This window comes from Bradyrhizobium sp. SZCCHNR3119, assembly GCF_032487775.1.
Classification (GTDB): domain Bacteria; phylum Pseudomonadota; class Alphaproteobacteria; order Rhizobiales; family Xanthobacteraceae; genus Bradyrhizobium.
In genome coordinates this window covers 460,637-484,897 of the sequence record NZ_JAUEUV010000001.1, presented here as the reverse complement: position 1 = coordinate 484,897, position 24,261 = coordinate 460,637, and the positions used below count along the sequence as shown (strand labels likewise).

Annotated in this window: 28 protein-coding genes; 19 read left to right on the top strand and 9 right to left on the bottom strand. The window is 64.3% G+C overall.

The annotated features are described in order from the left end of the window. Positions 1–30 precede the first annotated feature (30 nt). Positions 31–498 (top strand): NUDIX hydrolase, encoded by a 468-nt coding sequence (locus tag QX034_RS02325; protein WP_315741850.1) that lies wholly within the window; start codon positions 31–33, stop codon positions 496–498. 36 nt (positions 499–534) lie between these two features. On the opposite strand, the gene QX034_RS02320 is transcribed toward QX034_RS02325, so the two are convergent. Next, complete coding sequence (locus tag QX034_RS02320) at positions 535–1,179, bottom strand: c-type cytochrome (RefSeq protein ID WP_315707163.1); 645 nt, start codon at positions 1,177–1,179, stop codon at positions 535–537. A gap of 347 nt (positions 1,180–1,526) precedes the next feature. On the opposite strand from QX034_RS02320, the gene QX034_RS02315 reads away from it, so the two are divergent. The 4 genes from QX034_RS02315 (at position 1,527) to QX034_RS02300 (ending at position 5,194) form a co-directional block, all read left to right on the top strand. Next, positions 1,527–3,065: a cytochrome C gene (locus tag QX034_RS02315; protein WP_315707164.1), complete on the top strand. Its 1,539-nt coding sequence runs from the start codon at positions 1,527–1,529 to the stop codon at positions 3,063–3,065. A 23-nt stretch (positions 3,066–3,088) separates the two neighbouring features. Continuing rightward, positions 3,089–3,865 carry an outer membrane protein gene (locus QX034_RS02310; protein WP_315707165.1) on the top strand — a complete coding sequence of 259 codons (777 nt, stop codon included), beginning with the start codon at positions 3,089–3,091 and terminating at the stop codon, positions 3,863–3,865. A 212-nt stretch (positions 3,866–4,077) separates the two neighbouring features. After that, on the top strand, positions 4,078–4,542 hold the full coding sequence (locus QX034_RS02305; protein ID WP_315707166.1) for a c-type cytochrome: 465 nt from the start codon (positions 4,078–4,080) through the stop codon (positions 4,540–4,542). Between the two features lie 58 nt (positions 4,543–4,600). Beyond that, entirely contained in the window at positions 4,601–5,194 is a 594-nt protein-coding gene (locus tag QX034_RS02300) for a c-type cytochrome (RefSeq protein ID WP_315707167.1), read from the top strand. A 120-nt stretch (positions 5,195–5,314) separates the two neighbouring features. On the opposite strand, the gene fliP is transcribed toward QX034_RS02300, so the two are convergent. After that, entirely contained in the window at positions 5,315–6,067 is a 753-nt protein-coding gene (gene fliP / locus QX034_RS02295; protein ID WP_315707168.1) for a flagellar type III secretion system pore protein FliP, read from the bottom strand. Continuing rightward, positions 6,064–7,236: a flagellar biosynthetic protein FliO gene (locus QX034_RS02290; protein ID WP_316194967.1), complete on the bottom strand. Its 1,173-nt coding sequence runs from the start codon at positions 7,234–7,236 to the stop codon at positions 6,064–6,066. The genes fliP and QX034_RS02290 overlap by 4 nt, the downstream gene beginning before the upstream one ends. Positions 7,237–7,593: 357 nt before the next feature. Between QX034_RS02290 and flgB the strand changes: the two genes are divergently transcribed. From flgB to QX034_RS02245, 9 genes are all read left to right on the top strand, one after another. Next, complete coding sequence (flgB, locus tag QX034_RS02285; RefSeq protein WP_315707170.1) at positions 7,594–8,001, top strand: flagellar basal body rod protein FlgB; 408 nt, start codon at positions 7,594–7,596, stop codon at positions 7,999–8,001. A 44-nt stretch (positions 8,002–8,045) separates the two neighbouring features. Next, positions 8,046–8,471 carry a flagellar basal body rod protein FlgC gene (flgC, locus tag QX034_RS02280; RefSeq protein ID WP_315707171.1) on the top strand — a complete coding sequence of 142 codons (426 nt, stop codon included), beginning with the start codon at positions 8,046–8,048 and terminating at the stop codon, positions 8,469–8,471. Between the two features lie 16 nt (positions 8,472–8,487). Next, on the top strand, positions 8,488–8,844 hold the full coding sequence (gene fliE, locus QX034_RS02275) for a flagellar hook-basal body complex protein FliE (protein ID WP_315707172.1): 357 nt from the start codon (positions 8,488–8,490) through the stop codon (positions 8,842–8,844). Between the two features lie 138 nt (positions 8,845–8,982). After that, positions 8,983–9,246, top strand: a complete 264-nt coding sequence (fliQ, locus tag QX034_RS02270; RefSeq protein ID WP_008974330.1) for a flagellar biosynthesis protein FliQ — start codon at positions 8,983–8,985, stop codon at positions 9,244–9,246. 62 nt (positions 9,247–9,308) lie between these two features. Continuing rightward, positions 9,309–10,076, top strand: a complete 768-nt coding sequence (fliR, locus tag QX034_RS02265) for a flagellar biosynthetic protein FliR (RefSeq protein ID WP_315707173.1) — start codon at positions 9,309–9,311, stop codon at positions 10,074–10,076. Positions 10,077–10,087: 11 nt separating this feature from the next. Next, a complete protein-coding gene (gene flhB, locus QX034_RS02260; RefSeq protein ID WP_315765749.1) occupies positions 10,088–11,164 on the top strand; it encodes a flagellar biosynthesis protein FlhB in 1,077 nt (358 codons plus the stop codon). 160 nt (positions 11,165–11,324) lie between these two features. Further along, on the top strand, positions 11,325–13,910 hold the full coding sequence (gene cckA / locus QX034_RS02255; RefSeq protein ID WP_315707175.1) for a cell cycle histidine kinase CckA: 2,586 nt from the start codon (positions 11,325–11,327) through the stop codon (positions 13,908–13,910). A 140-nt stretch (positions 13,911–14,050) separates the two neighbouring features. Then, positions 14,051–14,995, top strand: coding sequence for a Tim44 domain-containing protein (locus tag QX034_RS02250; RefSeq protein WP_315727992.1), 945 nt, complete (start codon positions 14,051–14,053; stop codon positions 14,993–14,995). A 117-nt stretch (positions 14,996–15,112) separates the two neighbouring features. Continuing rightward, positions 15,113–15,817, top strand: a complete 705-nt coding sequence (locus QX034_RS02245) for a glutathione S-transferase (RefSeq protein WP_315707176.1) — start codon at positions 15,113–15,115, stop codon at positions 15,815–15,817. Positions 15,818–15,867: 50 nt separating this feature from the next. On the opposite strand, the gene QX034_RS02240 is transcribed toward QX034_RS02245, so the two are convergent. Further along, positions 15,868–16,224, bottom strand: a complete 357-nt coding sequence (locus tag QX034_RS02240; RefSeq protein WP_315707177.1) for a GFA family protein — start codon at positions 16,222–16,224, stop codon at positions 15,868–15,870. Positions 16,225–16,321: 97 nt separating this feature from the next. On the opposite strand from QX034_RS02240, the gene QX034_RS02235 reads away from it, so the two are divergent. Continuing rightward, positions 16,322–16,648, top strand: a complete 327-nt coding sequence (locus QX034_RS02235) for a metalloregulator ArsR/SmtB family transcription factor (protein ID WP_315727838.1) — start codon at positions 16,322–16,324, stop codon at positions 16,646–16,648. Beyond that, positions 16,648–17,088 carry an SRPBCC domain-containing protein gene (locus tag QX034_RS02230; RefSeq protein WP_315707179.1) on the top strand — a complete coding sequence of 147 codons (441 nt, stop codon included), beginning with the start codon at positions 16,648–16,650 and terminating at the stop codon, positions 17,086–17,088. The genes QX034_RS02235 and QX034_RS02230 overlap by 1 nt, the downstream gene beginning before the upstream one ends. Before the next feature lie 33 nt (positions 17,089–17,121). Here the strand turns inward: QX034_RS02230 and QX034_RS02225 are convergent, their stop codons facing one another. Continuing rightward, positions 17,122–17,331 (bottom strand): hypothetical protein, encoded by a 210-nt coding sequence (locus QX034_RS02225; protein ID WP_315707180.1) that lies wholly within the window; start codon positions 17,329–17,331, stop codon positions 17,122–17,124. Positions 17,332–17,626: 295 nt separating this feature from the next. Between QX034_RS02225 and QX034_RS02220 the strand changes: the two genes are divergently transcribed. After that, entirely contained in the window at positions 17,627–18,496 is an 870-nt protein-coding gene (locus QX034_RS02220; RefSeq protein ID WP_316194965.1) for an FAD:protein FMN transferase, read from the top strand. Between the two features lie 9 nt (positions 18,497–18,505). On the opposite strand, the gene QX034_RS02215 is transcribed toward QX034_RS02220, so the two are convergent. The 3 genes from QX034_RS02215 to QX034_RS02205 all read right to left on the bottom strand — a co-directional run bounded on the left by QX034_RS02215 (position 18,506) and on the right by QX034_RS02205 (position 20,350). Continuing rightward, positions 18,506–18,940: an EF-hand domain-containing protein gene (locus tag QX034_RS02215; RefSeq protein WP_316194963.1), complete on the bottom strand. Its 435-nt coding sequence runs from the start codon at positions 18,938–18,940 to the stop codon at positions 18,506–18,508. Between the two features lie 101 nt (positions 18,941–19,041). Next, positions 19,042–19,515 carry a hypothetical protein gene (locus QX034_RS02210; protein WP_315707183.1) on the bottom strand — a complete coding sequence of 158 codons (474 nt, stop codon included), beginning with the start codon at positions 19,513–19,515 and terminating at the stop codon, positions 19,042–19,044. A 154-nt stretch (positions 19,516–19,669) separates the two neighbouring features. Beyond that, a complete protein-coding gene (locus QX034_RS02205) occupies positions 19,670–20,350 on the bottom strand; it encodes an alpha/beta hydrolase (protein ID WP_315707184.1) in 681 nt (226 codons plus the stop codon). A gap of 116 nt (positions 20,351–20,466) precedes the next feature. Here QX034_RS02205 and QX034_RS02200 point away from each other — a divergent pair, with 116 nt between their 5' ends. Continuing rightward, a complete protein-coding gene (locus tag QX034_RS02200) occupies positions 20,467–22,122 on the top strand; it encodes a fumarate hydratase (RefSeq protein WP_315707185.1) in 1,656 nt (551 codons plus the stop codon). Positions 22,123–22,687: 565 nt separating this feature from the next. Here the strand turns inward: QX034_RS02200 and QX034_RS02195 are convergent. Next, complete coding sequence (locus QX034_RS02195) at positions 22,688–23,650, bottom strand: DUF2336 domain-containing protein (RefSeq protein ID WP_315707186.1); 963 nt, start codon at positions 23,648–23,650, stop codon at positions 22,688–22,690. 409 nt (positions 23,651–24,059) lie between these two features. Between QX034_RS02195 and QX034_RS02190 the strand changes: the two genes are divergently transcribed. Continuing rightward, positions 24,060–24,254, top strand: a complete 195-nt coding sequence (locus QX034_RS02190) for a hypothetical protein (protein ID WP_315707187.1) — start codon at positions 24,060–24,062, stop codon at positions 24,252–24,254. Positions 24,255–24,261 lie beyond the last annotated feature (7 nt).

Below are 24,261 nucleotides of genomic sequence, written 5' to 3'. Positions count from 1 at the left end.
GCGCACCGGACCTCGTACAATGACGGCATCATGCGCGAACGCCCGTCATCTCGGCTGCTGGTCCTTGATCCGTTGGATCGCATTCTCCTGTTCAGGTTTGAGCACACGAAAGGCGCGCTCGCCGGACATAGCTTCTGGGCAACGGCCGGCGGTGGGCTTGACCTAGGTGAGAGTTATACGGAGGCCGCACGCCGCGAACTATTGGAGGAGACCGGGCTCGTCATCGACGATCCAGGGCCGGTCGTCGATCAGCGCATCGTGACCTTCCAAATGCCGGACGGCGAGATGGTCCGTGCCGACGAGCGGTTCTTCCTCATCAGGGTCGAAGCTGCGCAGATGCCTTCAACCGAACGCTGGACCGATCTGGAACGTGAGGTGATGGCAACTCATCACTGGTGGTCGGCCGAAGAGTTGCTCTCGACGTCCGAACAGGTCTGGCCTGAAAACCTGTCAGATGTTCTAATTCGGATCGGTGTCTGGACGGCGCTGTCCGAGTGAGGTCCACTCGTAAATGGCGGGCAGTCAGCAGCCGAGCTAATCCAATTGGCTGACATAGGCGGCCACGGCCTTGATCTGCGATTCGGTCAGATCGTGGGCGATAGGCTGCATGATGGCCGAGCTGTCGGGATTGGCCTTGTCCTGCCCGCGCTCCTTGTCCCAGTTGGTCAGCTTCTTCGTGACGTAGTCGTAGAGCTGACCTGCAAGGCGCGGAAACTGGCCATCTCCCTTCGCCTCAGGACCATGACATGATGCGCAAGGGGGGACGTTTGCGCTCGCAACGCCCTCTTCGTAGATCTTCTTGCCTTCGGAAACGAGTGCTTTCGGCGCGCCACCGAGCGGCTTTGGATTCAGATCCTTGAAATCGCCCGTGAGCGCCTCCAGCATTGCCGGACTCAGCGTGTGCGCGACGTTGAACATCACCGGGTTGTTGCGACGGTGTTCAATGAAGGCCTTCAGCTGATTTTCAATGTATTCCGGCTGCTGACCGGCCAGTCGCGGCATCGGGAATGACCCGCGAAACCCTTGTCCATCAATCCCGTGGCAAGTCTTGCAGTAGTCCGTCTTCGCCTTGAGTTCCTGCTTCGACACCTGACCGGCTTTGTCTTCCGCATGTGCCATCGTGCAGGTGGACACGAGGATAACAATAGCCGCTGCTCGCTTTGCCGATTGCAAGTTCATGAACGCCCCCGCGTTTGACACGCGCAAGCTACGCGCAGCAAGTCGGCGCGGTCCAGTTGATTCTAGCCGCGCTCCCCAATCACGGAGCGGGATACCTGAGACGGTATGTCTTGCCGGCGAGTGCACGGAAGGTGAGGAGCCAAACCCTTCGCACGCACGATAAGTTGCGACATGAATATGCTTCTTAGTCGCACAAGCAGCTGGAGTGGCAGAATTGTCGCGACACACGGAAATAGAGCCGAGCAGTAGTCAACACTGCTTGGCGAAGTGTCAAAACCTTGGCCTACTGATGGCCGAAGCGCTGTCAAAGCGCCGCGGGGGCGGACGCGATGCTTGGACCAAGATACATGGCAAGCGCAGGGGGCGGCAGGTGTCTTTTTGTCGCACTCTGGCTCACCATCATTGCCACAGCCGCGCTCATGGTCGGATCGACCTCTCCGGCGAATGCGCTGCCGAGCTTCGCGCGCCAAACCGGGCAGCCTTGCGGCACCTGTCACACCGACTTTCCCGCGCTTACTCCATATGGCCGGCGGTTCAAGCTGTTGGGCTACACCGCCGGGGGCGGTCAGTTTCGCACGACGCCGTTTTCTTCGAACGACGCCATCAATGTGCGGGCCGAATACGACAAGCTGCGTGGCTATGCGAACGGGGTGAACGGCGCGCCGCCCGCGAACAATGCGCCGCCCGCAAGTGATGACAGCAAGGTCTGGGTGCCGCCGGTTTCGATGATGGCGATCGTCGGCTTCACTCACACGCAAGCGGATCTGCCTCCGCCGACCGATCCCTACAGTCCGAACAACAACACGGTGTTGTCGCCGTTCAGCATGTTCTGGGGCGGGGCGATCACCAGCAATGTCGGTGCCTTTGCGCAGGTGACGTACAACGCGGTGCCTGCGGGCGGCTTCGGCGATCCGTTCGGACACACCTGGACGTGGGACAACACCGACGTCCGCTTTGCAGGACAGGCCAGCCTCGGTCCATTGGACGTCATCTACGGCATCACCGCCAACAACAATCCGACGGTGCAGGACTTGTGGAACACCACGCCGGCCTGGTCTTTCCCCTACGCCGCATCGACGCTTGCATCGACGCCGGCCACCAAGACGATGATCGAAGGCGCGTTTTCCGCGCATGTCGGCGGCGTCGGCGCCTACGCGATGATCAATGATCTGCTCTATCTCGAGGTCACCGGCTACAAGACGCTCGGCTTCAGCCAGCAAAATGCACTCGGCACCGATCCATTTGGCGCGCCCGGCCAGCTCGGCGGCGTAGCGCCTTACTGGCGCGCAGCGGTCGAGCCGCATTGGGGCCGGCACTCGCTGATGTTCGGCACCTTCGGAATGTATCTCGACGTGCATCCGTGGATCGATACGAGCTTTGCAAGCTGGTCGACGGATGTCTTTCCGCTGTCGAACAAGTTCACGGACGTCGGCGTCGATGCGCAATACCAGTATCAGGGTGACAATTTCTGGGTGACTCTGCGCGGCAGCTACATCCGCGAATTCCAACGGCTCGATGCAAGCTTCGCCATGCTGGCTGCAGCCAATCCGACCAACGTGGTCAACAGCCTGAAGCTGCAAGGCTCGGTCGCTCTCGGGAGCGATAATCGTGTCGTCCTGACCGGGCAGTATTTTGATATCAGCGGCACCGCCGACGCCAATCTCTACGGCCTCGATCCGGTCAGCGGACTGGCGATGACCCCGAATAGCAACGGCTGGCAGGCCGAGATTGCCTACATCCCGTTCGGCGCCAGCAAGTCCTTTGGCTGGCCGTGGTTCAACGCCCGCATCGGGCTGCAATACACCTACTACAACAAGTTCAACGGCACCGCGGTCGGGGCCCAAGACAACAATTCGCTGTTCCTCCACGCTTGGTTTGCGATGTAGCTCCGTCGCATGGGAGAGGTCCGATGAGAAGATTGCTTTTCGCAAATGTCGCAGCGCTGGCGATGGCCACTGCAGGTTCAGCTGCGGCGGCCGATCTGGCGGTCGCTCCTCCAGCGTCCTTCGCCGCGCGCTTCAACTGGACAAGTTGCTATGGCGGCCTCCACCTCGGCGGCGGCTTCGCGACCAAGAACGTCACCGACCCCGTGCAACTCGTCCAGGACTCGTTCATTGCTCCCGGCAGCACCGTCGGCGTCACCACGGTGAATCCGGGGCCGAGCGGGGTGGTCATCGGAGGCCAGATCGGTTGCGACTATCAGTTTTCCGGCTCGTCAGTCGTTGTGGGTATCGAGGGCGCGGCCTCTGGCTCGACGATGAAGGCCAACAAGACAGTCGCGCTTCCGCTCAGCATTCCCGACGTCGCCACTGTGCAGGCGAATACGGACTTTCTGTCCAGCGTGACCGCGCGCGTCGGATACGCCTTCGACAACGTGCTTGTATACGCAAAAGCTGGCGGCGCTCTCGCCGGCGACAAATACGAGGTCAGCGGTACGTTCGGCGGCGTGCCCTATGACTTCCGGGGACTTGAGAACAGGTTCGGCTGGACCGCGGGGGCAGGCGTGGATTGGGCCTTCGCGCAGCATTGGTCCGCCAATTTCGAATATGACTATTACGGGTTCGGCCACGGCACCGTGAACATGACCGACCCGCTTACCGGCTTCTCGGGTCCGGTGACCATCGGGCAGAGCATCCAGGTGGTGAAGGTCGGGCTGAACTTCCACATGTGGGGGGCTGGTCTGTAATGGCCCCGACCTCGGCATCATGGCTCGTTGTTCTAGGGCACGTGGCTGGCCTCCGCCGAACCTTGCTGGCTTCGACGCTGGCAGTAGGCCTCCCGATCGCCGGGCACGCCGCGGAGCGGGGAGTCGTTGCAACAGGCGGCCTCGAAGCCAAGCTCGAGTACTGCAAGACCTGCCATGGACTGTCGGCGCAAGGCTATCGGGGGTGGTTTCCGATGCCGCGGCTGGCGGGACAGCAGCCGCAATATATCGAGAATCAGTTGCGCGCCTTCAGCGAGCGCCGGCGCACCAATCCCATCATGGCCAATGTGTCCCACGCCCTCAGCCCCTCGATGATTTCGGCGCTGGCGACGCACCTGAAGAATCTTGATTCGAAGCCGATCGGTGGTGCGCCCCGAGGAGCCGTAGGCGTCGGCAAGCGAATCTATGAGGAAGGACTTCCCGAGTCCAATGTGCCGGCGTGTTCGGCCTGTCACGGCCCCGATGGCAAGGGACAGAACGAAATCCCGCGGCTGGCGGGCCAACTCTATGAATACACCGTCGGCCAGTTGAGCGGCTGGTCCAAGGTGCGGGGGCTGGGATCGGGAGTGGACACCTCGGCGGTGATGGCGCCGACGGCACACAATCTGACGAGATCGCAGGTTGAAGCGGTGGCCGCCTATGTCAGCTACTTGCAGTAAGGGGCATAAGTCGACCAATGCCGAGCCGATCAACCAGAATGCACGAGAGTGAGCGGTCATGAAGCGCACCGGATTGACGGTAGCTCTGCTCTTCGTCCTGTCCTGCATCGGCCCTGCGGCGGCAGGGGACGCCAATGTCCGCAATTGCACCTGGTGTCATGGAACGTCCGCGCAAGGCTATATGGTGGCGCCGAGATTGGCGGGACAACGGCCGGCCTATCTCGAAAGCCAGATCAGAAGCTTTCGCGATCACTCGCGGGACAATCCCTTTTCTAAGCAGTACATGTGGGGCGCAGTGGCCGCGCTCGATCCAGATTCCGTACGGGATCTGGCCGCCTATTTCGCCACCATTCCGGCCAAGCCCGCCAACGACGGCGATCCGAGCCTGATCGCCAAGGGCAAGACGATCTACATGGACGGAATCCCGGAGGCCAACATCGCCTCATGCTATGCCTGTCACGGACCGAATGCCGAAGGCATCCGCGAGATTCCACGCCTTGGCGGGCTCGCCTATTTCTACCTCAAGGCGCGACTTGAGCAATGGGGCCAAGGCTACCATTCGGGGATGAGCACCCCGATGCCCATTGTGGCGCGCGCGCTGGGTCCGAATGAAATCGAGGCGCTCGCGTCGTATCTCAGTTTTGTTCGCTAGAGCATGATCCGGAAAACTGGAAACCGGCTTCGGAACATGATCTCGGCCTCAGGCGCTTGAGCCTCAAGCGCTGCCAACGCGGCGTCGGACAAAGGCCGCATCTTTGGTGCCTGCCGACGCTCATCCGCCGTAGCTCTGCACCAAGCTTCCCGCCACCAGAGACCAGCCGTCGACGAGCACGAAGAAGATCAGCTTGAACGGCAGCGAGATGGTCGAGGGGGGCAGCATCATCATGCCCATCGACATCAGGACCGATGCGACCACGAGGTCGATGATCAGGAACGGCAGGAACAGCAGGAAGCCGATCTCGAAGGCGCGCTTCAGTTCGGAAATCATGAATGCGGGCACGAGAATGCGCAGCGACATCTCGTCGGGCGTCGCCGGCGGCGGCTCGCCTGAGAGATCCATAAACAGCTTGAGGTCCTTCTCGCGCACGTTCTTCTGCATGAAGCCGCGCAGCGGCACCGCCGCGCGCTGCAGCGCGTCCTCCACGCTGATCTGGTTCTCGATCAGCGGACGGACGCCCTCGTCGTAGGACTTCTGCAGAACCGGCCCCATCACGAAGGCGGTCAGGAACATCGCCAGCGCGATGATGACCGCGTTCGGCGGCGCCGTCGCGGTGCCCATCGCCGTGCGCAGCAATGAGAGCACCACGACGATGCGCGTGAACGACGTCATCATGATCAGGATCGACGGTGCGATCGACAGCACCGTGAGCAGCGCGATCAGTTGGATCGCGCGCTCGGTGACGCCCCCATTGCCTGGCCCAAGATTGATGCTGATGTCCTGGGCAGCCGCGCTCCCCGCCAGCGAACCGGCGGCAATCAGGGCGAAAAGGAACAGAACTCTACGCGGGGAGAGCAGGCCCCTCACTGATTGGATTTCGGACGGCCGAGCAGGGATGCCATCTCATCCTCGAGGTTCTCGAAACTGCTCTTGGGCGGCGCCGCGGGCGCCACGGGCGGCGGGGGCTCGTTGCGCGCAGCGGGCCTCGCCGGCGGCTCCTGAGCCGCGGCGGTCGGTGCGGGCGGCTCGCCCGCGGGACGGCGCAAAGCAGCCTCCAGACGCTGCGCCATTTCGGCCAGATTGGCCTCGGCGCTCTGTTGAGGCGGCGCAGCGGGCGTTGGCGGCGACGGTGGTGGGGGCGGCGGGGCCACGGCGGGGCGCTCAGGCGCACGTTCGGCCGCGCGGAGCGGCGCCGGGCGCGGCACCTCCCTCGTCAGCGGCACCTCCCTCGTCAATTCCCTTGGCAACTCCCTGGAAGGTTCCCGCGGCAATTCCCTCGAGAATTCCCTTGGCGCTTCCTTGGCGGGCTCCTTCGGCAGTTCCGGCAAACGCGAAGGTTCTGCCGGCCGCAATGGACGCGGCGCGGCCGGCTCGCTGCGCGGCATCATTCGCTCGGGGCGAGGTTCCATCCTCGGCTCGCCGCGCAATTCATGGCGGGGCTCGGGTCGCTGCTCCGGACGTCCAGGTATTGGCTCGGGCGCAAACCCCGTCAGCGGCTCACGGCGATCGGCCAGATCGCCGCGCCCCTCGCTGCGAGGCTCACCGCGCCGCTCGCTCAAGATCGGGGCCGGGCGGCGGTGCTCGTCGGCGAAGGCCGGCCGCAGCGGACGCGGCGGCAATTCGGGCATCTGCGGCTCATGGGCCTCCGGCGTCTCAGCCTTTGCCGCTTCGCTCTCCGGCCAGACCGGTGCGTCCGGCAGCGGAGCGATTCGTGGCGGGGGCGGCGATTCGGCCGCGACGCCGGCCCGCGGCAGCTGCTCGCGCATGGGCATGGCGCGCACGATATTGGACTCGACCACGATGTCGGTCGGGCCACCGATCATCAACAGGTGCTCCATGTTGTCCCGGCGTACCAGCACGAGCCTGCGGCGGCCGTCGATGGCGGCGGCATCGATCACCGCGAGGCGCGGCATTCGCCCGCGACTGGTGTTGGTGCCCAGGCGGCTGCCTGCGAATCGACGCACCAGCCACGCGGCAAGGCCGATCAGCGCCAGCACGGCCAGGAACGCAAAGAAAAATGTGAGTGGTGCCGGCATGTCGGTCCCCTACAAATCCGCTTCCATCAACGCATTTCGCCGCTCGAGCGCAGGGTGGTCGCAGCGAACGGGCCTGAAGGCGCGGAACTACGTGTTAACGACCCACGGCAGGAACTGCCGCCCGGGGTCTTAATAACCCATGAATCGGCCGGGCCAAAACGACTTCTTGGCGGGGTCACGCGTCCCAATTTGGTGCAGCGGGCCCCGGTTCCTGCCACAGGCCTAAAAAAATCGTAAAGCCCCGGAACTTTCCCGGGGTGCGGCGCACATCGCGTTAACTTCGCATTAACCATACGCACGGCAAGTTGTGCCTAGTTTAACGGGTGGTGAAGACGCCCAAGGACGCGGAGCGGCGCAATGTCCATCAACGATCTTCCAGTGTTGTCGGCGTTGCGGACCAAGATGCAATGGCACCAGGAGCGGCAGCGCGTCCTGTCCGAAAATGTCGCGAATTCGGATACTCCGAAGTTCAAGCCGCGCGACCTGGTTGAGCCGAAGTTTGATTCAACCGGCGCGCCGGCGAACGCCTTCGCGCCGCTGCCGCTGAGCCTGACCAGCACCGCTCATATCGCACCGTCATCTGGCCAGAATACGGGCTTCGATCAGAATCGCAAGGCGGGCTTCCAGACCCGGCCGGCCGGCAACGCCGTCAGCCTCGAGGACGAGATGCTGAAGGTCTCGGCGAACCAGATGGACTTTGCCGCCGTCACCTCGCTCTACGGCAAGAGCCTGCACCTCTTGAAGACAGCGATCGGCAAGGGCTGAGGGCAAGGGTCGAGGCGCGCGGCTAGACACGGAGAACGACCAGCATGTCGAACGATACAAGCGATTTTCTGCGATCGATGAGCATCGCGACCTCGGGCCTGCGCGCGCAGGCGGGGCGGATGCGGGTCATCTCGGAAAATATCGCCAATGCCGACTCCACGGCTGCGACCGCCGGCGGCGATCCCTATCGCCGCAAGGTCCCGACCTTCACCTCGGCGCTCGACCGTGCGCTCGACGCAAAGGTGGTCGGCCTCGGCAAGGTCGTGCCGGACCAGTCTTCGTTCCGCGTCAAATACGATCCCAGCAACCCGGCCGCGGATGCGACCGGCAATGTCAAGTACCCGAACGTCAACCCGCTGATCGAAATGACCGACATGCGCGATGCGCAGCGATCTTACGAGGCGAACCTGAACGTCATCGGCGCCACCCGCCGCATGATCCAACGTACGCTCGACATTCTCAAGACCTAGGATAGGAACGTTAGCCATGGCTTCCCCCATTTCCGCTGCGAACGCTTATGCGAATTCCGCCCGCGTGCTCGACACCGCCGGATCGGGCAATACATTCGGCAGCCTCGCCCGCGTGCGCGACTTTCTCGGGTCGGCGAACGGGCAGGAGAACTCTGGTCCGTCGTTCAGCGCCCTGTTGAAGGACGCGATCGGGAGCGTGGTCGAGACCGGCCGCAAGTCCGATGCGCAGACGGTGGCGATGGCTTCCGGCAAGGCCAATGTCATGGACGTGGTGACCGCGGTGGCGGAGACCGATGTTGCGGTGTCGACCCTGGTCTCGGTGCGCGACCGCGTGATCCAGTCCTACGAAGACATCATGAAGATGACGATCTGACGCCGCGTTCGGATCATCGAATTCGGACATCGGACAGGCTTGTGCGGTTGCTGCGCGAGCCATCGGTGAAGACTCGTTTATTGGGCCTCCTGATCGCCGTCGAGAGGCGCGGGAAATGCACTGGGGAAGGCGTTGCCAATGACCGGAGCTGAAACGCTGGATGTCGCGCGCGATGCGATCTGGACCATCGTCGTGGTCTCGTCGCCCTTGATGGTGGTCGGCCTCGTCGTCGGCGTCATCGTCTCGCTGTTTCAGGCGCTGACCCAGATCCAGGAGCAGACCCTGGTGTTCGTGCCGAAGATCATCGCGATCTTCGTCACGTTGCTGTTGGCATTGCCGTTCATGGCCGACGCGCTGCATTCCCACATGATGCGGATCTCGTCGCGAATCATCGGCGGATAGGGCAATGTGCGCCGCGGCGCGACTGTCTCTTTGCGCCGTCAGGGGCCCGGACGCAGCGCGCGATGCGCATCGATATTTCATTCCTGCCGGCGCTGGCCGCAGCCTTCATGCTGGCCTTTGCCCGGATCGGCGCCATGGTGATGCTGCTGCCGGGGCTCGGCGAGAGCAACATTCCCGTTCGCATCAAGCTCGCCATTGCGCTGCTGCTCACGATGATCATCCTGCCGCTGCACCGGCAGGCCTATCAGGTCGATATGCAGGCGCTGACGCCGCTATTGGTGATGATGCTGCACGAGATCATCATCGGCATCGTGCTCGGCGCCACCGCGCGCGTGACCTTGGCCGCCCTGCAGGTCGCGGGCGCCGTCATCGCCCAGCAGATGGGGCTCGGCTTCGTCACCGAGATCGATCCGACCCAGGGCCAGCAGGGCGTGCTGGTCGGCAATTTCCTCACCATGCTGGGCGTGACCTTGCTGTTCGCGACCGACAGCCATCACCTGGTGATCGCGGCGCTGAACGACAGCTACAACATCTTTGCCCCGGGCGAATTGGTGCCGAGCGGCGACGTCGCCTCGTTGGCGACGCGGGCCTTTGCCGCCGCTTTCAAGCTGGGCCTGCAGCTCTCGGCGCCGTTTCTGGTCTTCGGGCTCGTCTTCAATATGGGGCTTGCGGTGCTGGCGCGGCTGATGCCGCAGATGCAGGTCTATTTCGTCGGTGCTCCGCTCTCGATCATGATCGGCTTCCTGATCTTCGCGCTGGTGCTCGCGGCGATGATGGGGACCTTCCTCGGCTATTTCGAGGGCGTCATGCACGACCTCACCCCAAGATGAGGGCCTGACGCATGGCCGGCGAGGACGATACCTCCGACAAGACAGAAGACCCGACCCAAAAACGCCTGGACCAGGCGCTCGAGCGCGGCGACGTCGTCAAGAGCCAGGAGCTCAACACCTGGTTCGTGATCGCGGCGGCGACGCTCGTGCTGACGACCTTCTCCGATTCGATCGGCACCGGCGTCATGGTGCCGCTGCGCAACCTGATCGCCAATTCCTGGATGATCCACACCGATGGAGCGGGCCTGCTCGCGCTGGGGCGCAGCCTGGCCTATGCGGTGGTCGTTGCGATCGGCCTGCCGATCTTCATGCTCATGCTGGCCGCGCTCGCCGGCAACATGCTGCAGCACCGGATGGTCTGGTCCGGCGAGCCGCTGAAGCCTGCCTTGAGCAAGATCTCGCCGTTCTCCGGCGCCAAGCGCCTGTTCGGCAAGCAGGCCGCGGTCAACTTCGCCAAGGGCATCTTCAAGCTCGTGCTGCTCGGCACCGTGATGGTGATGATTCTCTGGCCCGAGCGGATGCGGCTCGAATCCATGCTGCATCTCGACCCCGGCGCGGTGCTCGGCGTCACGCTCTCCCTGACCAAGCATCTGATGGGCTCGGTGGTCGCGCTGCTCGCGCTGGTCGCGATCGGCGACTACCTGTTCCAGTACCGGCAATGGTACGAGCGGCAGAAGATGTCGGTGCAGGAGGTGAAGGAGGAGTTCAAGCAGTCGGAAGGCGATCCTCACATCAAGGGCCGCATCAGGCAGTTGCGCCAGCAGCGCATGAAGAAGCGCATGATGGCGGCGGTGCCGAAGGCGTCGGTGATCATCACCAACCCGACCCACTATTCGGTGGCGCTGGCCTATGAGCGCGGCATGTCGGCGCCGATCTGCGTCGCCAAGGGCGTCGACAACATCGCCTTCAAGATCCGCGAGGTCGCGCGCGCCCACGACATCCCGATCGTCGAGAACGTGCCGCTGGCCCGCGCGCTCTACGCCACCGTGGAGATCGATGACGAAATTCCTGTGGAACATTATCACGCGGTGGCGGAGATCATCGGCTACGTCATGGGTCTCAGGCGCAACCTGTCCGGGCGACTGTAGCAGTTCATCGCGTTCCGAATCGGCCCAACACGTAAAATACGGATAAATCATGGAATATCGGCTTGACGGGCTTGCGCTTGAGCGTCCGATTCAGGCAGGTGGGGATGGGAGCCGCGCCAATGCGCGTGACGTCCCTGCCGACAGGTTGCGTCCTATTGCCATGAGCGCCCAACCCGACAACGATCCGTCACAGGATCAGGTGAACCTGCCGGACCGGCCACGCCGCAGCGGCAGCATCCTTTTGGTGCTGCTGGTCGCAGGCGGTCTGGTCGCGGTCGCGCTGGTGCTGATGACGATCGGTCGGGCCCAGGCGCAGCCTTATATCCTCGGCCTGTTGGCGCTGCTCGCCACGGTCGGGCTGTTCAACCTGTTCGCCTTCGCGGCCGGCATCGTCCGCTTCGCCGACCGCACCACCGACGATCCCGTGATGGGACGCGTCCCCGACCTCGCCCCGGACGGGCTCGCGGTGACCGATCCGCGCGGGCACGTCGTCTATGCCAACGCCGCCTATCTCGCCATGACCGGCGCCACCAGCGCGCAGGAGGCGCGTCCGGTCGAGCGCGTCTTCATCGGCAATCCCGACGTGTCCGAGGCCGTCTTCCGCCTGCTCAAGGCCGCGCGCGAAGGCAAGCGGCAGCAGGAGGAAGTTCGCATCGCCTCCGGTGAAGGCGGCCAGGGCCGCTGGCTGCGGATGCGCGTGCGCCCGCTCAGCCGCGGCAAGCGCGAATCGAAATATGCGGTGTGGGCGATCGCCGACATCACCCGCGACCGCGAGCGGCAGGAGGACGTGTTCCAGGAGCTGCAGCACGCGATCGAATATCTCGATCATGCGCCGTGCGGCTTCTTCTCGGTGAATGCGGAAGGAAGCCTGGTCTACGTCAACGCGACGCTGGCGAACTGGCTCGACTACGATCTCGCCGAGATCGCCTCTGGCGGGCTGAAGCTTTCGGATGTCGTCTCCGGCGACGGTGCCTCGCTCCTGACCTCGATCGTGGCCGTGCCCGGCGAGGTCAGGACCGAGGTGTTCGACATCGACCTGAAGATGCGCGGCGGCAAGACCGTGCCGGCGCGACTCTATCACAAGCTCGCTTTCGGCGCCGACGGCGCTCCGGGACCGTCGCGGACGCTGGTCATCAGCCGCGCCCGCGACGAGCGTTCCGACCCCGAGCGCGCGGCCGAAGTGCGCTTCATGCGGTTCTTCGACCATACGCCGATGGCGATCGCCACCGTCGATCGCGGCGGCGCCGTGGTGCGCGCCAATGCCCGCTACGCCAAGCTGGCGCAGGGCCTGAGCACCGATGCCGCCGCGGCGCGGTCGATCTTCCGGGCCGTCAGCCCGCGCGATCGCCATCTGCTGATCGCCGCGATCAACCAGGCCGCGGAAGGGCAGGCGGACATTCCTCCGGTGGAGGTCATGCTGGACGGTCCGAAGGAGCGGTTCGGACAATTCTTCGTCACCGCCGTCGACGAGCCCGAGCGCGAGACGGAAGCTGCGATTGTCTACATGCTCGAGACCACCGAGCGGCGCGCGCTGGAAAACCAGATCAACCAGTCGCAGAAGATGGAGATGGTCGGCCAGCTCGCCGGCGGCATCGCGCACGACTTCAACAACGTGCTCTCGGCCATCATGATGGCCAACGACTTCCTGCTGAACGCGCACAAGCCGACCGATCCGTCGTTCCAGGACATCATGCAGATCAAGCAGAACGCAACGCGCGCCGCCACCTTGGTGCGGCAGCTGCTCGCGTTCTCGCGGCGGCAGACGCTGCGTCCGCAGGTGCTCGATCTCGGCGACGCGCTGTCCGACCTCACCATGCTGCTGCGCCGGCTGATCGGCGAGAAGGTGAAGCTCGACCTGATCCATGGCCGCGACCTCTGGCCGGTCAAGGTCGACGTGTCCCAGTTCGAGCAGGTGATCGTCAATCTGGCGGTCAATGCGCGCGACGCGATGCCCGAGGGCGGCAAGCTCACGGTGCGCACCGCCAATGTCGCGGCGGAGGAGGCGGCACAGGCGAACTATAAGGGCATGCCGGTCGCCGACTATGTGCGGATCGACATCACCGATACCGGCACCGGCATTCCGGCCGAGATTCGGGAGAAGATCTTCGAGCCGTTCTTCTCCACCAAGGAGGTCGGCAAGGGCACCGGGCTCGGCCTCTCCACGGTGTATGGGATCATCAAGCAGACCGGCGGCTTCATCTATGTCGATAGCGAGATCGGCAAGGGGACCTCGTTCCACATCTTCCTGCCGCGCCATCATGCCGAGCAGGAGGTGCATGCCGAGCCGCAGCATGCGACGAACGGCGCGGCAGGCAAGGACGCGCCTGCCACCGATGCCAAGCCTGAGGCCAAGCCGCGGACCGACCTCACCGGCCAGGGGACGATTCTCTTGGTGGAGGACGAAGAGGGATTGCGCGCGCTCAATGCACGGGGCCTGCGCTCACGCGGCTACAGCGTGATCGAAGCCTCCAACGGCATCGAGGCGATGGAAGCGCTGGAGGAGCGCGACGGCAACGTCGATCTGGTGGTCTCCGACGTCGTCATGCCGGAGATGGACGGACCGACCTTGCTGAAGGCGATGCGCGACCGCAATCCCGAGGTGAGGATCATCTTCGTCTCCGGCTATGCCGAGGACGCCTTCGAGAAGAGCCTGCCGGAGAACCAGCAATTCGCCTTCCTGCCAAAGCCGTTTACGCTCAGCCAGCTGGTTGCGGCCGTGAAGGAAACCATGGCGCCGCCACAATAGGATACCGCAATCGAAAGCGGCGGTTCCCCGCGACCCCACGCCGCAGCCGCGCGGCGTCGTGCCGCCTTCTTTTTTCGGCCGCTTTGCCCATGTTACAGGCATCCCCATCCTGGGGATTTAGGAAAATGCAAATGAGTTTCATGCAGCGCAAAAGCGGCCTCCTCAAGGCGATGGCCCTGGTCCTTTCGCTCGCGCTGCCGACGGTGCTCGTCGTTTCGGCGGCCGACGCCCGCGTCGGCGGCGGCTTCAGCTCGGGCTCCCGCGGCTCGCGAACCTTCTCCGCACCGCCGTCGACCTCGACGGCGCCATCGACTGCGAGCCCCTTCAACCGCACGCTCACGCAGCCGGGCTACAATGGCAGCAGCGGCTTTAATTCGCCGGCGCGAGGCGGCTTCTTCAACCGTGGCGGCGGCATGCTGGGCGGTCTCGCCGCGGGCTTCCTCGGCGCCGGCCTGCTCGGGATGCTGTTCGGTGGCGGCCTGTTCTCCGGCCTCAGCGGTTTCGGCTCGATCCTGGGTCTCGTCCTGCAGATCCTGCTGATCGTGTTCCTGGCGCGGATGGCGATGGCCTGGTGGCAGCGGCGCAACCAACCGGCCTATGCCGGCGCAACCCCGGCGCCTGACGGCCAGACCTTCCGGTCGGGCATGGGGTTCGGCGGCTTTGGCGGCGCGAACACGCCCCCGTTGGAGATCCTGCCGGCCGACTATGAGGCTTTCGAACGGCTGCTTGGCGACATCCAAGCCGCGTGGTCGAACGAGGATGTCGGCCGTCTGCGGCTGCTGACGACGCCTGAGATGGCCTCCTATTTCGAGCGCGACCTCGAGCAGAATCAGGCGCGCGGCGTGGTCAACAAGGTCAGCGCGACCAAGCTGCTGCAGGGCGACCTGGCGGAGGCTTGGCGCGAGGGCGACACCGATTACGCCACCGTGGCGCTGCGCTTCTCGCTGGTCGACAAGACGGTGGAGCGCGCGACCGGACGGCTCGTGGAAGGCGGCGATCAGCCGCAGCAGGTGACGGAGATCTGGACCTTCTCGCGCCATCCCGGCAGCAGCTGGCAGCTCTCGGCGATCCAGCAGGCCAACTGATCCTACGAATAGACTGTATGGCAGGGCGCCGCGGAACCATCCGCGGCGCCTTTGCTTTGGGAAAATGAATACCCCTGCTAAATCTATTGCGCCTGTCCCGCCCGCGAGGATTCATCCATGCGCTACGAGCTCTATTACTGGCCCATGATCCAGGGCCGCGGTGAATATGTGCGGCTCGCGCTCGAAGAGGCAGGTGCCGACTATCGCGACGTCGCCCGCGAACCCGGCGGCATGGCCGCGATGACCAAGATGCTCGACGCCAAGAGCGGTACGCCGCCCTTCGCGCCGCCGTTTCTGAAAGCCGGCAAGCTCGTGATCGGGCAGGTCGCCAACATCCTGTTCTATCTGGGCGGCCGGCTTGATCTCGCGCCCAAGGCGGAGGCCGGGCAGCTGTGGGTGCATCAGCTCCAGCTCACGATCACCGATCTCGTCGTCGAGATTCACGACACCCATCATCCGCTCGGACCGACGCTCTACTACGAAGATCAGCGCCCGGCGGCCAAGAAGCGCACCATGGAATTCTGGAACGAGCGGGTGCCGAAATTCCTCGGCTATTTCGAGGACATCCTGAAGGACAAGGGGCCTTACGTCACCGGCCGCCGGCTCGCCTATATCGATCTGTCGCTGTTTCAGATCGTGGACGGCCTGCGCTATGCCTTTCCGCAGCGGATGAAAGCGTTCGAGCGCAAGATCCCCGGCCTGGTCGGACTGCACGACCGCGTCGCCGCCCGGCCCAACATCGCGGCCTATCTCGCGAGCGAGCGCCGCATTCCGTTCAACGAGGACGGCATCTTCCGCCACTACAAGGCGCTCGACGCCTGAGGTTGCCCGGCCCCGGTCTGGTTCGAACGCCGTCGCAGAGGAATCGCGCGCTACATGTTGCGGCCGTCGATCGGCGTCATTGCAAGCTTTGAGAGCTCGATGCCGTCGATGCAGCTCACATTCAGCGCGACGACCTCGCTGCCGTCAGGCTTGCGGCCGCGTGCGAACACGTCGACGCCGCAGTCGATGCAGAGCTGATGCCGGATCAGATGTCTGTTGAACAGATATTCGCGCAGGTTTTCCTCACCGGCGCGGAGTTGGAATTTGGCCGGCGGCAGGAAGGCGAAGTGCAGGCCCTTCTTGGTGCAGATCGAGCAGTTGCAAGCCGTGACCATCGCAAGATCGGTCGTGCATTCGAACCGCACCTGTCCGCAGTGACAGCCTCCGGTGAAGGTCCTTTCGGTCATTGCCGCTCCTCCTGATGGAACGGCGCAACGATAGCGCAAGCGGAGCGGGGGATGCAGCGTCTTTGACAATATATAAACAATCATTTATATATTCATCATGACCGCAGCAGCCGAACTCACGATGGTGATGAAGAGTCTTGCCGACCCCACGCGGCGGGCCGTGTTCGAGCGGATCGCGCGCGAGGGCGAGGTGGCGGCCACGGGGCTGGTGGAGGGATCAGAGGTCTCGCAGCCGGCAATCTCGCACCATCTGAAGGCGCTGCGCGACGCCGGACTGGTGACGGAGCGCCGCGAAGGTCGCCACGTTCACTATCGGGTCGCGCCGCATGGGCTTGATCCGCTTGTCGGCTGGCTCGATCACTACCGCACGTTCTGGCGCGAACGCTTTGAAAAGCTTGAGAAACTGCTGAAGGAAGGCGAGTGATGCGGCAAACCCAGGCGATCGTGGTCGAGAAGGTGCTGCCGTATGCGCCAGATAGGATCTGGCGCGTGTTGACGACCAGCGAACTGATCGCAAAATGGCTGATGCCGAACGATTTCGCTGCCGTGGTCGGCCACCGCTTCACTTTTCGCACCAAGCCGATGGGTGATTGGGATGGTGTTGTGCAATGCGAGGTGCTCGCCTGCGAGCCGCCGCGATTGTTGCGCTACGCGTGGCAGGGCGGCTCGGATTCGAATCCGGCTTATGGTTCGCGGCTGGACAGCGAGGTGACCTGGACCCTGACGCCGGTCGAGGGCGGCACGCATCTGCGCCTGGTCCACGATGGCTTCGAATTCCCCGGCAACAAATTCGCCTTTGAGATGATGAGCCCGGGCTGGGGCCGGGTCATGGACGCCATCGCGCGTGCTGCGGCTGACACATGAGCGCCAGCCTCGTCCCTGGTCCGGCGCTGCGGATCAGGCGAGGATGTCGACCCGGGTGCCCTGTCCCGGCGGCAGTGGTGGGCGGGAGGCCTGCTTCTCAGCTTCGTGTTGGTCGCCGGTCTTCTCCGCCCGCGAGGCCGCAGTCTGCGTCCCCTCCGTCTGTTGGGTCTGCGGCTTGTTCGCCTCGGCCGACACCGACGACTGCGGTGGCGACGAGGATGGTGATAGGGTCGATACGGACATGGTCCAGATCCTCGCTTGCTCGCGCCAAGCGTGGCCAGCGTCAAACGAACGTTTCGTCAATCCGATCGGTCGAATTGTCTGCAACTGGCGGTGGCAGCCGCAATGGTGAACGGGTGCCTGACCCGGTCACAGAAAGATCCAGGCGCCGTTGCGGCCCGCTGCCCTGCCGAAGCTCGCGTCAGGGCAGTTCGTCGCGCACGCATGACTGCGCAGCCGGCCCGGCCGGTATAATGCAGCGACTCACTCTGTCGATCCATGCGAGCCGATGACCCCTGTGGTTCACCGATTTCAGGCGATGGCATCCGCCTGCGCCATTCACATCGAGGCCGATACCGGGGCTGCTGCGATCGCGCTCGCCGCGGAGGCGGAAATCCGCAGGATCGAAGCGCGCTATTCGCGCTACCGCGCGGATAGCGAGCTTGCCCGGATCAATCAGGCCGCGGCCGTCGGCGATACGGTCGACGTCGATGCTGAGACCGCCGGCCTGATCGCCTTCGCCCAGGGCTGCCATCGCGCCAGCGCGGGCACCTTCGACATCACCTCGGGCGTGCTCCGGCGTGCCTGGGATTTTACGCAAGGCCGCTTGCCGGAGGCGAGCGCCGTTGCAGCGTTGCTGCCGTTGATCGGCCTGGACAAGGTCACCTTGGGCGATGGCCGCCTGTCCTTTGCGCAGGAGGGCCTCGAGTTGGATTTCGGTGGTCTCGGCAAGGAATATGCCTGCGACCGTGCCGCCGAGATCTGCAGCGAGATGGGAGCGGCGGGCGCGTTCGTTGATCTCGGCGGCGACATCCGCGTGATCGGCCCGCAGAGGAGCGGCGATGCGTGGCGGATCGGCGTGCGTCATCCGCGCGACGCTGCCGCAGTCTTGGCCGAGATTCCGTTGGCTGAGGGAGCGCTGGCGACCAGCGGCGATTACGAGCGCTTCGTCGAGGTCGACGGCATGCGCTACTGCCACATCCTCGACCCCCGTTCCGGCTGGCCGGCGCAGGGATTGTCGTCCGTGACCGTCCTCGCGCCGCGCTGCCTGGTGGCTGGAAGCCTGGCGACCATGGCGATGCTCAAGGGGCGTGATGGCATCGCGTGGTTGCAGGGCCTCGGCGTGCGTCACATCGTGGTGGACGCCGAGGGCCGCTGCAGTGGGACCGAGCCGTTGCTGGCTCAGTGAACTGCGATCTCACGCGATCTGATCGACCAGCGTGCCGGGCGCGGCGTTGGCAGGCACCGAGGACGGATCGATCTGGCTGAGCGACTGCAGGCTCGCGGCCAGCGAGGCCTGCGACGAGCTTGCCGTGCCCGACTGCTCGGCGTTGTCGGCCCGCAGCGAGGACATCAACTGCGACATGCCGCTAACGAAGTCTTGCCGCGACACGCTGCCGGAGCCGCTGGGATCCAGCGTCGCAAAGATCGCATCCGCGCCCTGGTTCTGGAACACGGCTGGCGGATTCTTGGTCTGGAAGGCCTGATCGAATTGGCTCTGGGTAATGCTGCCGGAGCCGGAGGTGTCGATCGAGTCGAACAGGCTCGCCATCTTCTCCCGCGGCGGGCCGCTGCTGCTGGCGCCCGACATCGCATGCAAGCCGTTCGCGGCGCCAATTCCCGAAATGTCCATGGATTGTCCCCCAGAGCGGCCGCCGTTGGCCGTCTTCCTGCGTCACCATGTAGCAGGGCCGGTAAACACACCGTTTACCATGGGGGGAAAACCCGGCGCGGCTATTGATCCTTGCTGCGCGTGATCGTGATCGTCGACTCGGTCTTCGTCCTGACGCAGCGCATGTCGAGCCGGCGATAGCGGCTGGTGACGTCATCGCCGCGGAACAGCCCCAGGCGGCCGAAGCAGCGCCTGATCCCGCGTTGCATGTCGTCCTTCGGCAGTGTGAAGACGATCGCGGCGGCGCCCGCAGTCAAGTCGATGAAAGCCGGCGGCGGTTTGCGGTCTGACTTTGCGAACAGCTGGCCACTGAAATTCTTGGCCGAACAGCCGAGCGTGATCTCGCGGGCTTTGGGATGGGCGAGGTAAACGGTGCCGGCGACGGTCTGGCCGATCCGCAAGCCGTCGATCTGATTCTTCAGCTCCTTGGCGAGATCGTCACAACGGTCGGCGCGCGCGGGCGAGGCCGCGAGCACGGCTGCAAATACCGAAAGAACGCAACATACGGTCGCACGCAAAATCGTCTTCAACATCATTATGAATACCCCCGCGCATTGAAGCGCGCACGTGCGGATCATGCAAGCATCGCGGCCGCTGTGAGCGAAGGATGGCGGCGAGTGTGGCAGACAGGATCCGCGAGCATGCAGGTGATGCGGCGCTTGCGGCCTGCAGGCGGGAGGCAAGCTGACCTCATCCTGCCGTGGTCACCTCGCGGGCCGTGTCGCTCAGAATTTTGAACGTCTCATCCGGGGCGTGCTGCACAAGATCATGGGCACAATGGATGACGCGCACCTCCCAGGCGGGATCGTTGCGCAGGCGCTCATATTGTGCAGCAAACGGTGTGGCGCTCCAGCCGGAGGCATAAACGAAGACGCGAGGAAGCTCCGGCGGTTGGCGGGTGAGGCGCAGCCTCTGCACAAAAGTGCCGAGCGGATGCGGCCGGCAACGAGGATCGACCCCGTCGCGCGGCATGACGGTCAGCCCGTCGTGGCCGGCGCCCGCGATCGCCAATTCGCGATAGCCGTCGCCGGCGAGATCCCACCAGGCCTGACCATGCTCGGGAGCGAATGCATCGAGATAGATCAGGGCTGCGAGTCGCTCGGGCGCGCGGTCCGCGACTCCCGTCGCGACCATGCCGCCATAGCTGTGCGCGCAGAGAACGACATCGGAAAGGTCTTCGACCGACAATAGCGCCACTACGTCGGCGATATGGGTCTCCAGATTGATGGGGGAGGGGGAGGCGGGCGTCTCCTCCAGCCCGCTCAAGGTGACCGCATAGGCGGCATGGCCGGCGGCGCGAAGCCGCGCGGCCAGCGGCGCATACCACCAGCCGCCGCGCCAACCGCCGGGAATGAGGACGAAAGTGGCCATTGCGATCCTCCTGACCGGCCATGCGGAGAGATGTATTGCGCTTGCTCGAGGGGGTAGTCTATCAGGCCTGTCAAGACCGCTTTGGGCGGCCATCTTTAGAACCCCACGAGCTTCCCATGAACGCGCCCACCGCTTTCCCCGACCAGTCCAAGCCCGTCCCGCCCTACAAGCATACGCCGCTGTTTCCGCTCGGGGCCGACACCACGCCCTACAAGAAGATCACCAGCGAAGGCGTGCGGGTCGAGAAGGTGCTCGGCCGCGACATGCTGGTCGTGTCGCGCGAGGCGTTGCGAGCGCTGTCGGAAGCGGCCTTCGGCGAGATCAATCATTACCTGCGCCCCGGACATCTGAAGCAGCTGCGCGCGATCCTCGACGATCCCGAGGCCAGCTCCAACGACAAGTTCGTCGCGCTCGATTTCCTGAAGAACGCCAACATCGCCGCCGGTGGCGTCCTACCGATGTGCCAGGATACCGGCACGGCGATCATCATGGGCAAGAAGGGCTGCAACGTCATCACCGACGGTGACGACGAGGCGGCGCTGTCGGAGGGGGCGCGCGACGCTTATTTGCGCCGGAACCTGCGCTATTCGCAGGTCGCGCCGCTGTCGATGTATGAAGAGAAGAACACCGCCAACAACATGCCGGCGCAGACCGAGATCTACGCCGAAGGCGACGACGCCTACAAGTTCATGTTCATGGCCAAGGGCGGCGGCTCGGCCAACAAGAGCTTCCTGTTCCAGGCGACCCCGTCGGTGCTGACCAAGGACCGTCTGCTCGCCTTCCTGAAGGAGAAGATCCTCACCCTCGGCACCGCGGCGTGCCCGCCTTATCACCTCGCCATCGTGATTGGCGGCACCTCGGCCGAGCTCTGCATGAAGACGGTGAAGCTTGCTTCGGCACGCTATCTCGACGCGTTGCCGACCCACGGCTCGGCCGACGGCAACGCCTTCCGCGATCTCGAGATGGAGCGGGAAATCCACAAGATGACGCAAAGCCTCGGCGTCGGCGCACAGTTCGGCGGCAAGTATTTCTGCCACGACGTGCGCGTGATCCGCATGCCGCGTCACGGCGCGAGCTTGCCGATCGGTCTCGGCGTGTCGTGCTCGGCCGACCGACAGGTGCTCGGCAAGATCACCAAGGACGGCGTCTATCTGGAAGAACTCGAGCATCATCCGGCGCAATATCTCCCCGAGGTCGAGCAGGCGCTCGGCGGCGAGGTGGTCAAGATCGACCTCAATCAGCCGATGAAGGATATCCTCGCGACCTTGTCGAAGCATCCGATCAAGACCAGGCTGTCGCTGACCGGCACCATGATCGTCGCGCGCGACGCCGCGCATGCCAAGCTGCGCGAGCGGCTCGACAAAGGCGAGCCGCTGCCGGACTACTTCAAGAACCACCCGGTGTATTACGCCGGTCCGGCCAAGACGCCGGAAGGTTACGCCTCGGGCGCGTTCGGCCCGACCACAGCGGGCCGCATGGACTCCTTCGTCGATCAGTTCCAGGCGGCTGGCGGCTCGATGGTGATGGTCGCCAAGGGCAACCGCGCGCCGGCGGTTCGCGAGGCGTGCAAGAAGTATGGCGGCTTCTATCTCGGCTCGATCGGCGGTGCGGCGGCGAACCTCGCCGAGCACTGCATCAAGAAAGTCGAGGTGGTCGAATATCCCGAGCTCGGCATGGAAGCGATCTGGCGCATCGAGGTCGTCGACTTCCCGGCCTTCATCATCATCGATGACAAGGGCAACGACTTCTTCAAGGAGCTCAACCTCGGTTGAGGTTCTCTGAGTTTCGAACAGACAACGGCCGGGAGCGATCCCGGCCGTTTTCGTTTGGCGAAGAGAACATGTGATTGCGTCTCTCGTGAAGCATCGAGTCGCTTGCCATGACAGCGGTGCACCCTCTCTGCCTGTGGGAGAGGGCGACCGCATATGGCCCCAAACCGGACGGGGCCTCATGGTTAGAGACGCGCCGCAAGCGGCGCTCCTCACCATGGAGGTCTGTCATTTTGCCGCAAAACAAGCCCTCGTCCTGAGGAACTCGCCGGAGGCGAGCGTCTCGAAGGACGGCCGCGAGAGAGATCGCCGGCCAAGTTTTTTCCCCATATGCGATCGCTCTGCCTTGTGGGCAGGGTGGCATGATCAGGCGAAGCGCGATCATGCCGGGTGAGGGGTCTGCCTCTGCAGAGACGGTCGAACTCGTGGAGACGAACCCCTCACCCAAGCGAACATGACGTCGGCGCCGGTGCTGCCCTCTCCCGCAAGGGGAGAGGGCACAGTCACTGGCCCTCCGAATGACGATGCCCCTTTCCAGCAGGGGGCGAATAAGCTGCGAGACCTGTGCTCAGCGCTTGTACCCATCGGTGCCGGTGCGCACGGTGGGCGCCGTGCCTGCCTGCGGTCGCGCCGCGCCGCCGCGGGTACGCTGCCGCTCGTCGTCGTAGAGCGTGGGACGATGCTTGGACCGCGCCGCTGCGGCGAGGGCGGAGCCGCGCCATGCAGCGAGCATGATCAGTGCCGCGCGCTCGCTCAGCCGCTCATAGAGGCGCGACAGCCTGAAGACAGTCTGGACGGACTGGCCGAGCTCCGGCTTCAGAAACAACAGCACGCGCTGGAACGCCGCGCTCGGCATGCCCAACGCTTTGGCTGCACATGCCAGCGGTTCGCCCGTGGCATCGTCGACGATCTGGGCCGCGATCCGGCCCGAGAGCAGCAGGCTCTCGCCGAGCTCGGCCGTGAAATTCTCCACGTCGGAAACGAAGGCCGCCATCTCCAACGCTTCGATCGCCCGATTTGCGCGATGTTCGGGAATCCTCATGGCCGGCTTGAGCGGCGTATCGGCCAGACTCTGCAGGATGGCGGTGCGCTCGCTGGCGCTGGCGCCGAAAAACATCTCGCAGAGCTCGGCGGCATCCTTCGGCTGCATCGACAGGCCGGTCGGAGAGGGCTCGACGATGCGAGGCTCGACCGCAGGTCTCGGCAGCATGGATGCCGGAATCGGCGCGGCCTGCGGCAGCGCCTCGTTCTCGCGGGTCGGACGCAGTCCGAGCTTGCGCAGGATCTCGGTCGGCGTCGACGGATAGATCGCAAGGCGCGCGCACACCGCGGCGCGGGTCGCATCATCGACCTCGTCGATCAGTCGCGAGGCGAGCTCGATGAATTGCCGTTCCTCGTCTGCGGAATGCGCGCTCGCCTGCACATAGAGATCGGTCAACACGCGCAAGAGCGTGGGTCGGATGTCGACCCCGTCGCGGCGGGACAACGTCATCAGCCCATCAAGGCCCAGGAAAAGCGATGATCTCGTCATGTCGGGGTACGCAACTTCGGCAATTGTTGCGTCAAATTATCCCCAGTTGTTTTAATAGGCCGTTAAGGAAAATAATTCGTGAAGATCGGCCGAAATTTCCCGGTGCAAGTCTCGCGGTGAGACAAAGGCGCAACGCTTGGCTGCGATCCGCAGCGATGCGTCAGCTCCCCGAGCTGCCGGTTAAGATGCCGTTAACCACGTCCTGATCTTAATCACAATCGTTCGAGGAGCAATTGGCGGCGATGATCGCCGCCGGTTCTCTGCAAGTCTTGAGTGCCGCGCGATCTCGTCTCGCAACGTGTCAGTCGACATGCGGCATCGGTTTGTCGGTTTGCGTGTGCCCCTCTGCCTTTGAAGTTCATGCATGGGGGGATGCAAGGTCACGAACTTCGGGGCAAGAGAGAAGTACATGGCGACCATCATCGAATTTCCGGCTGACGCCGCGCGTCGCGCGCGGTCCGCCGCGACGGGCGCGCCGCAGCAGGGCATGGGGAAGATCCTGATTCTCCCCGTTGTGCGGATCGAGCGCCAAACCTCGGAGCCTAACGACGATCGTGGACCGCGCGAAGGCGCAGCCCCGACTCGCCGCCGTCGCCGTCGGTAAGAGATCA

Bases quoted from the DNA above. Each gene is read 5' to 3' on its own strand.
- QX034_RS02200 (WP_315707185.1), top strand. From the start codon at position 20,467: ATGAACGCGCCCACCGCTTTCCCCGACCAGTCCAAGCCCGTCCCGCCC.
- QX034_RS02220 (WP_316194965.1), top strand. From the start codon at position 17,627: ATGGCATCCGCCTGCGCCATTCACATCGAGGCCGATACCGGGGCTGCT.
- QX034_RS02300 (WP_315707167.1), top strand. From the start codon at position 4,601: ATGAAGCGCACCGGATTGACGGTAGCTCTGCTCTTCGTCCTGTCCTGC.
- QX034_RS02215 (WP_316194963.1), bottom strand. From the start codon at position 18,940: ATGGACATTTCGGGAATTGGCGCCGCGAACGGCTTGCATGCGATGTCG.
- QX034_RS02305 (WP_315707166.1), top strand. From the start codon at position 4,078: ATGCCGCGGCTGGCGGGACAGCAGCCGCAATATATCGAGAATCAGTTG.
- QX034_RS02205 (WP_315707184.1), bottom strand. From the start codon at position 20,350: ATGGCCACTTTCGTCCTCATTCCCGGCGGTTGGCGCGGCGGCTGGTGG.
- QX034_RS02240 (WP_315707177.1), bottom strand. From the start codon at position 16,224: ATGACCGAAAGGACCTTCACCGGAGGCTGTCACTGCGGACAGGTGCGG.
- QX034_RS02230 (WP_315707179.1), top strand. From the start codon at position 16,648: ATGCGGCAAACCCAGGCGATCGTGGTCGAGAAGGTGCTGCCGTATGCG.
- QX034_RS02250 (WP_315727992.1), top strand. From the start codon at position 14,051: ATGCAGCGCAAAAGCGGCCTCCTCAAGGCGATGGCCCTGGTCCTTTCG.
- QX034_RS02210 (WP_315707183.1), bottom strand. From the start codon at position 19,515: ATGATGTTGAAGACGATTTTGCGTGCGACCGTATGTTGCGTTCTTTCG.
- QX034_RS02320 (WP_315707163.1), bottom strand. From the start codon at position 1,179: ATGAACTTGCAATCGGCAAAGCGAGCAGCGGCTATTGTTATCCTCGTG.
- QX034_RS02195 (WP_315707186.1), bottom strand. From the start codon at position 23,650: ATGACGAGATCATCGCTTTTCCTGGGCCTTGATGGGCTGATGACGTTG.
- flgB (WP_315707170.1), top strand. From the start codon at position 7,594: ATGTCCATCAACGATCTTCCAGTGTTGTCGGCGTTGCGGACCAAGATG.
- fliR (WP_315707173.1), top strand. From the start codon at position 9,309: ATGCGCATCGATATTTCATTCCTGCCGGCGCTGGCCGCAGCCTTCATG.
- flhB (WP_315765749.1), top strand. From the start codon at position 10,088: ATGGCCGGCGAGGACGATACCTCCGACAAGACAGAAGACCCGACCCAA.
- QX034_RS02245 (WP_315707176.1), top strand. From the start codon at position 15,113: ATGCGCTACGAGCTCTATTACTGGCCCATGATCCAGGGCCGCGGTGAA.
- QX034_RS02225 (WP_315707180.1), bottom strand. From the start codon at position 17,331: ATGTCCGTATCGACCCTATCACCATCCTCGTCGCCACCGCAGTCGTCG.
- fliQ (WP_008974330.1), top strand. From the start codon at position 8,983: ATGACCGGAGCTGAAACGCTGGATGTCGCGCGCGATGCGATCTGGACC.
- QX034_RS02235 (WP_315727838.1), top strand. From the start codon at position 16,322: ATGACCGCAGCAGCCGAACTCACGATGGTGATGAAGAGTCTTGCCGAC.
- QX034_RS02325 (WP_315741850.1), top strand. From the start codon at position 31: ATGCGCGAACGCCCGTCATCTCGGCTGCTGGTCCTTGATCCGTTGGAT.
- QX034_RS02190 (WP_315707187.1), top strand. From the start codon at position 24,060: ATGGCGACCATCATCGAATTTCCGGCTGACGCCGCGCGTCGCGCGCGG.
- QX034_RS02290 (WP_316194967.1), bottom strand. From the start codon at position 7,236: ATGCCGGCACCACTCACATTTTTCTTTGCGTTCCTGGCCGTGCTGGCG.
- fliE (WP_315707172.1), top strand. From the start codon at position 8,488: ATGGCTTCCCCCATTTCCGCTGCGAACGCTTATGCGAATTCCGCCCGC.
- cckA (WP_315707175.1), top strand. From the start codon at position 11,325: ATGAGCGCCCAACCCGACAACGATCCGTCACAGGATCAGGTGAACCTG.
- QX034_RS02310 (WP_315707165.1), top strand. From the start codon at position 3,089: ATGAGAAGATTGCTTTTCGCAAATGTCGCAGCGCTGGCGATGGCCACT.
- QX034_RS02315 (WP_315707164.1), top strand. From the start codon at position 1,527: ATGGCAAGCGCAGGGGGCGGCAGGTGTCTTTTTGTCGCACTCTGGCTC.
- flgC (WP_315707171.1), top strand. From the start codon at position 8,046: ATGTCGAACGATACAAGCGATTTTCTGCGATCGATGAGCATCGCGACC.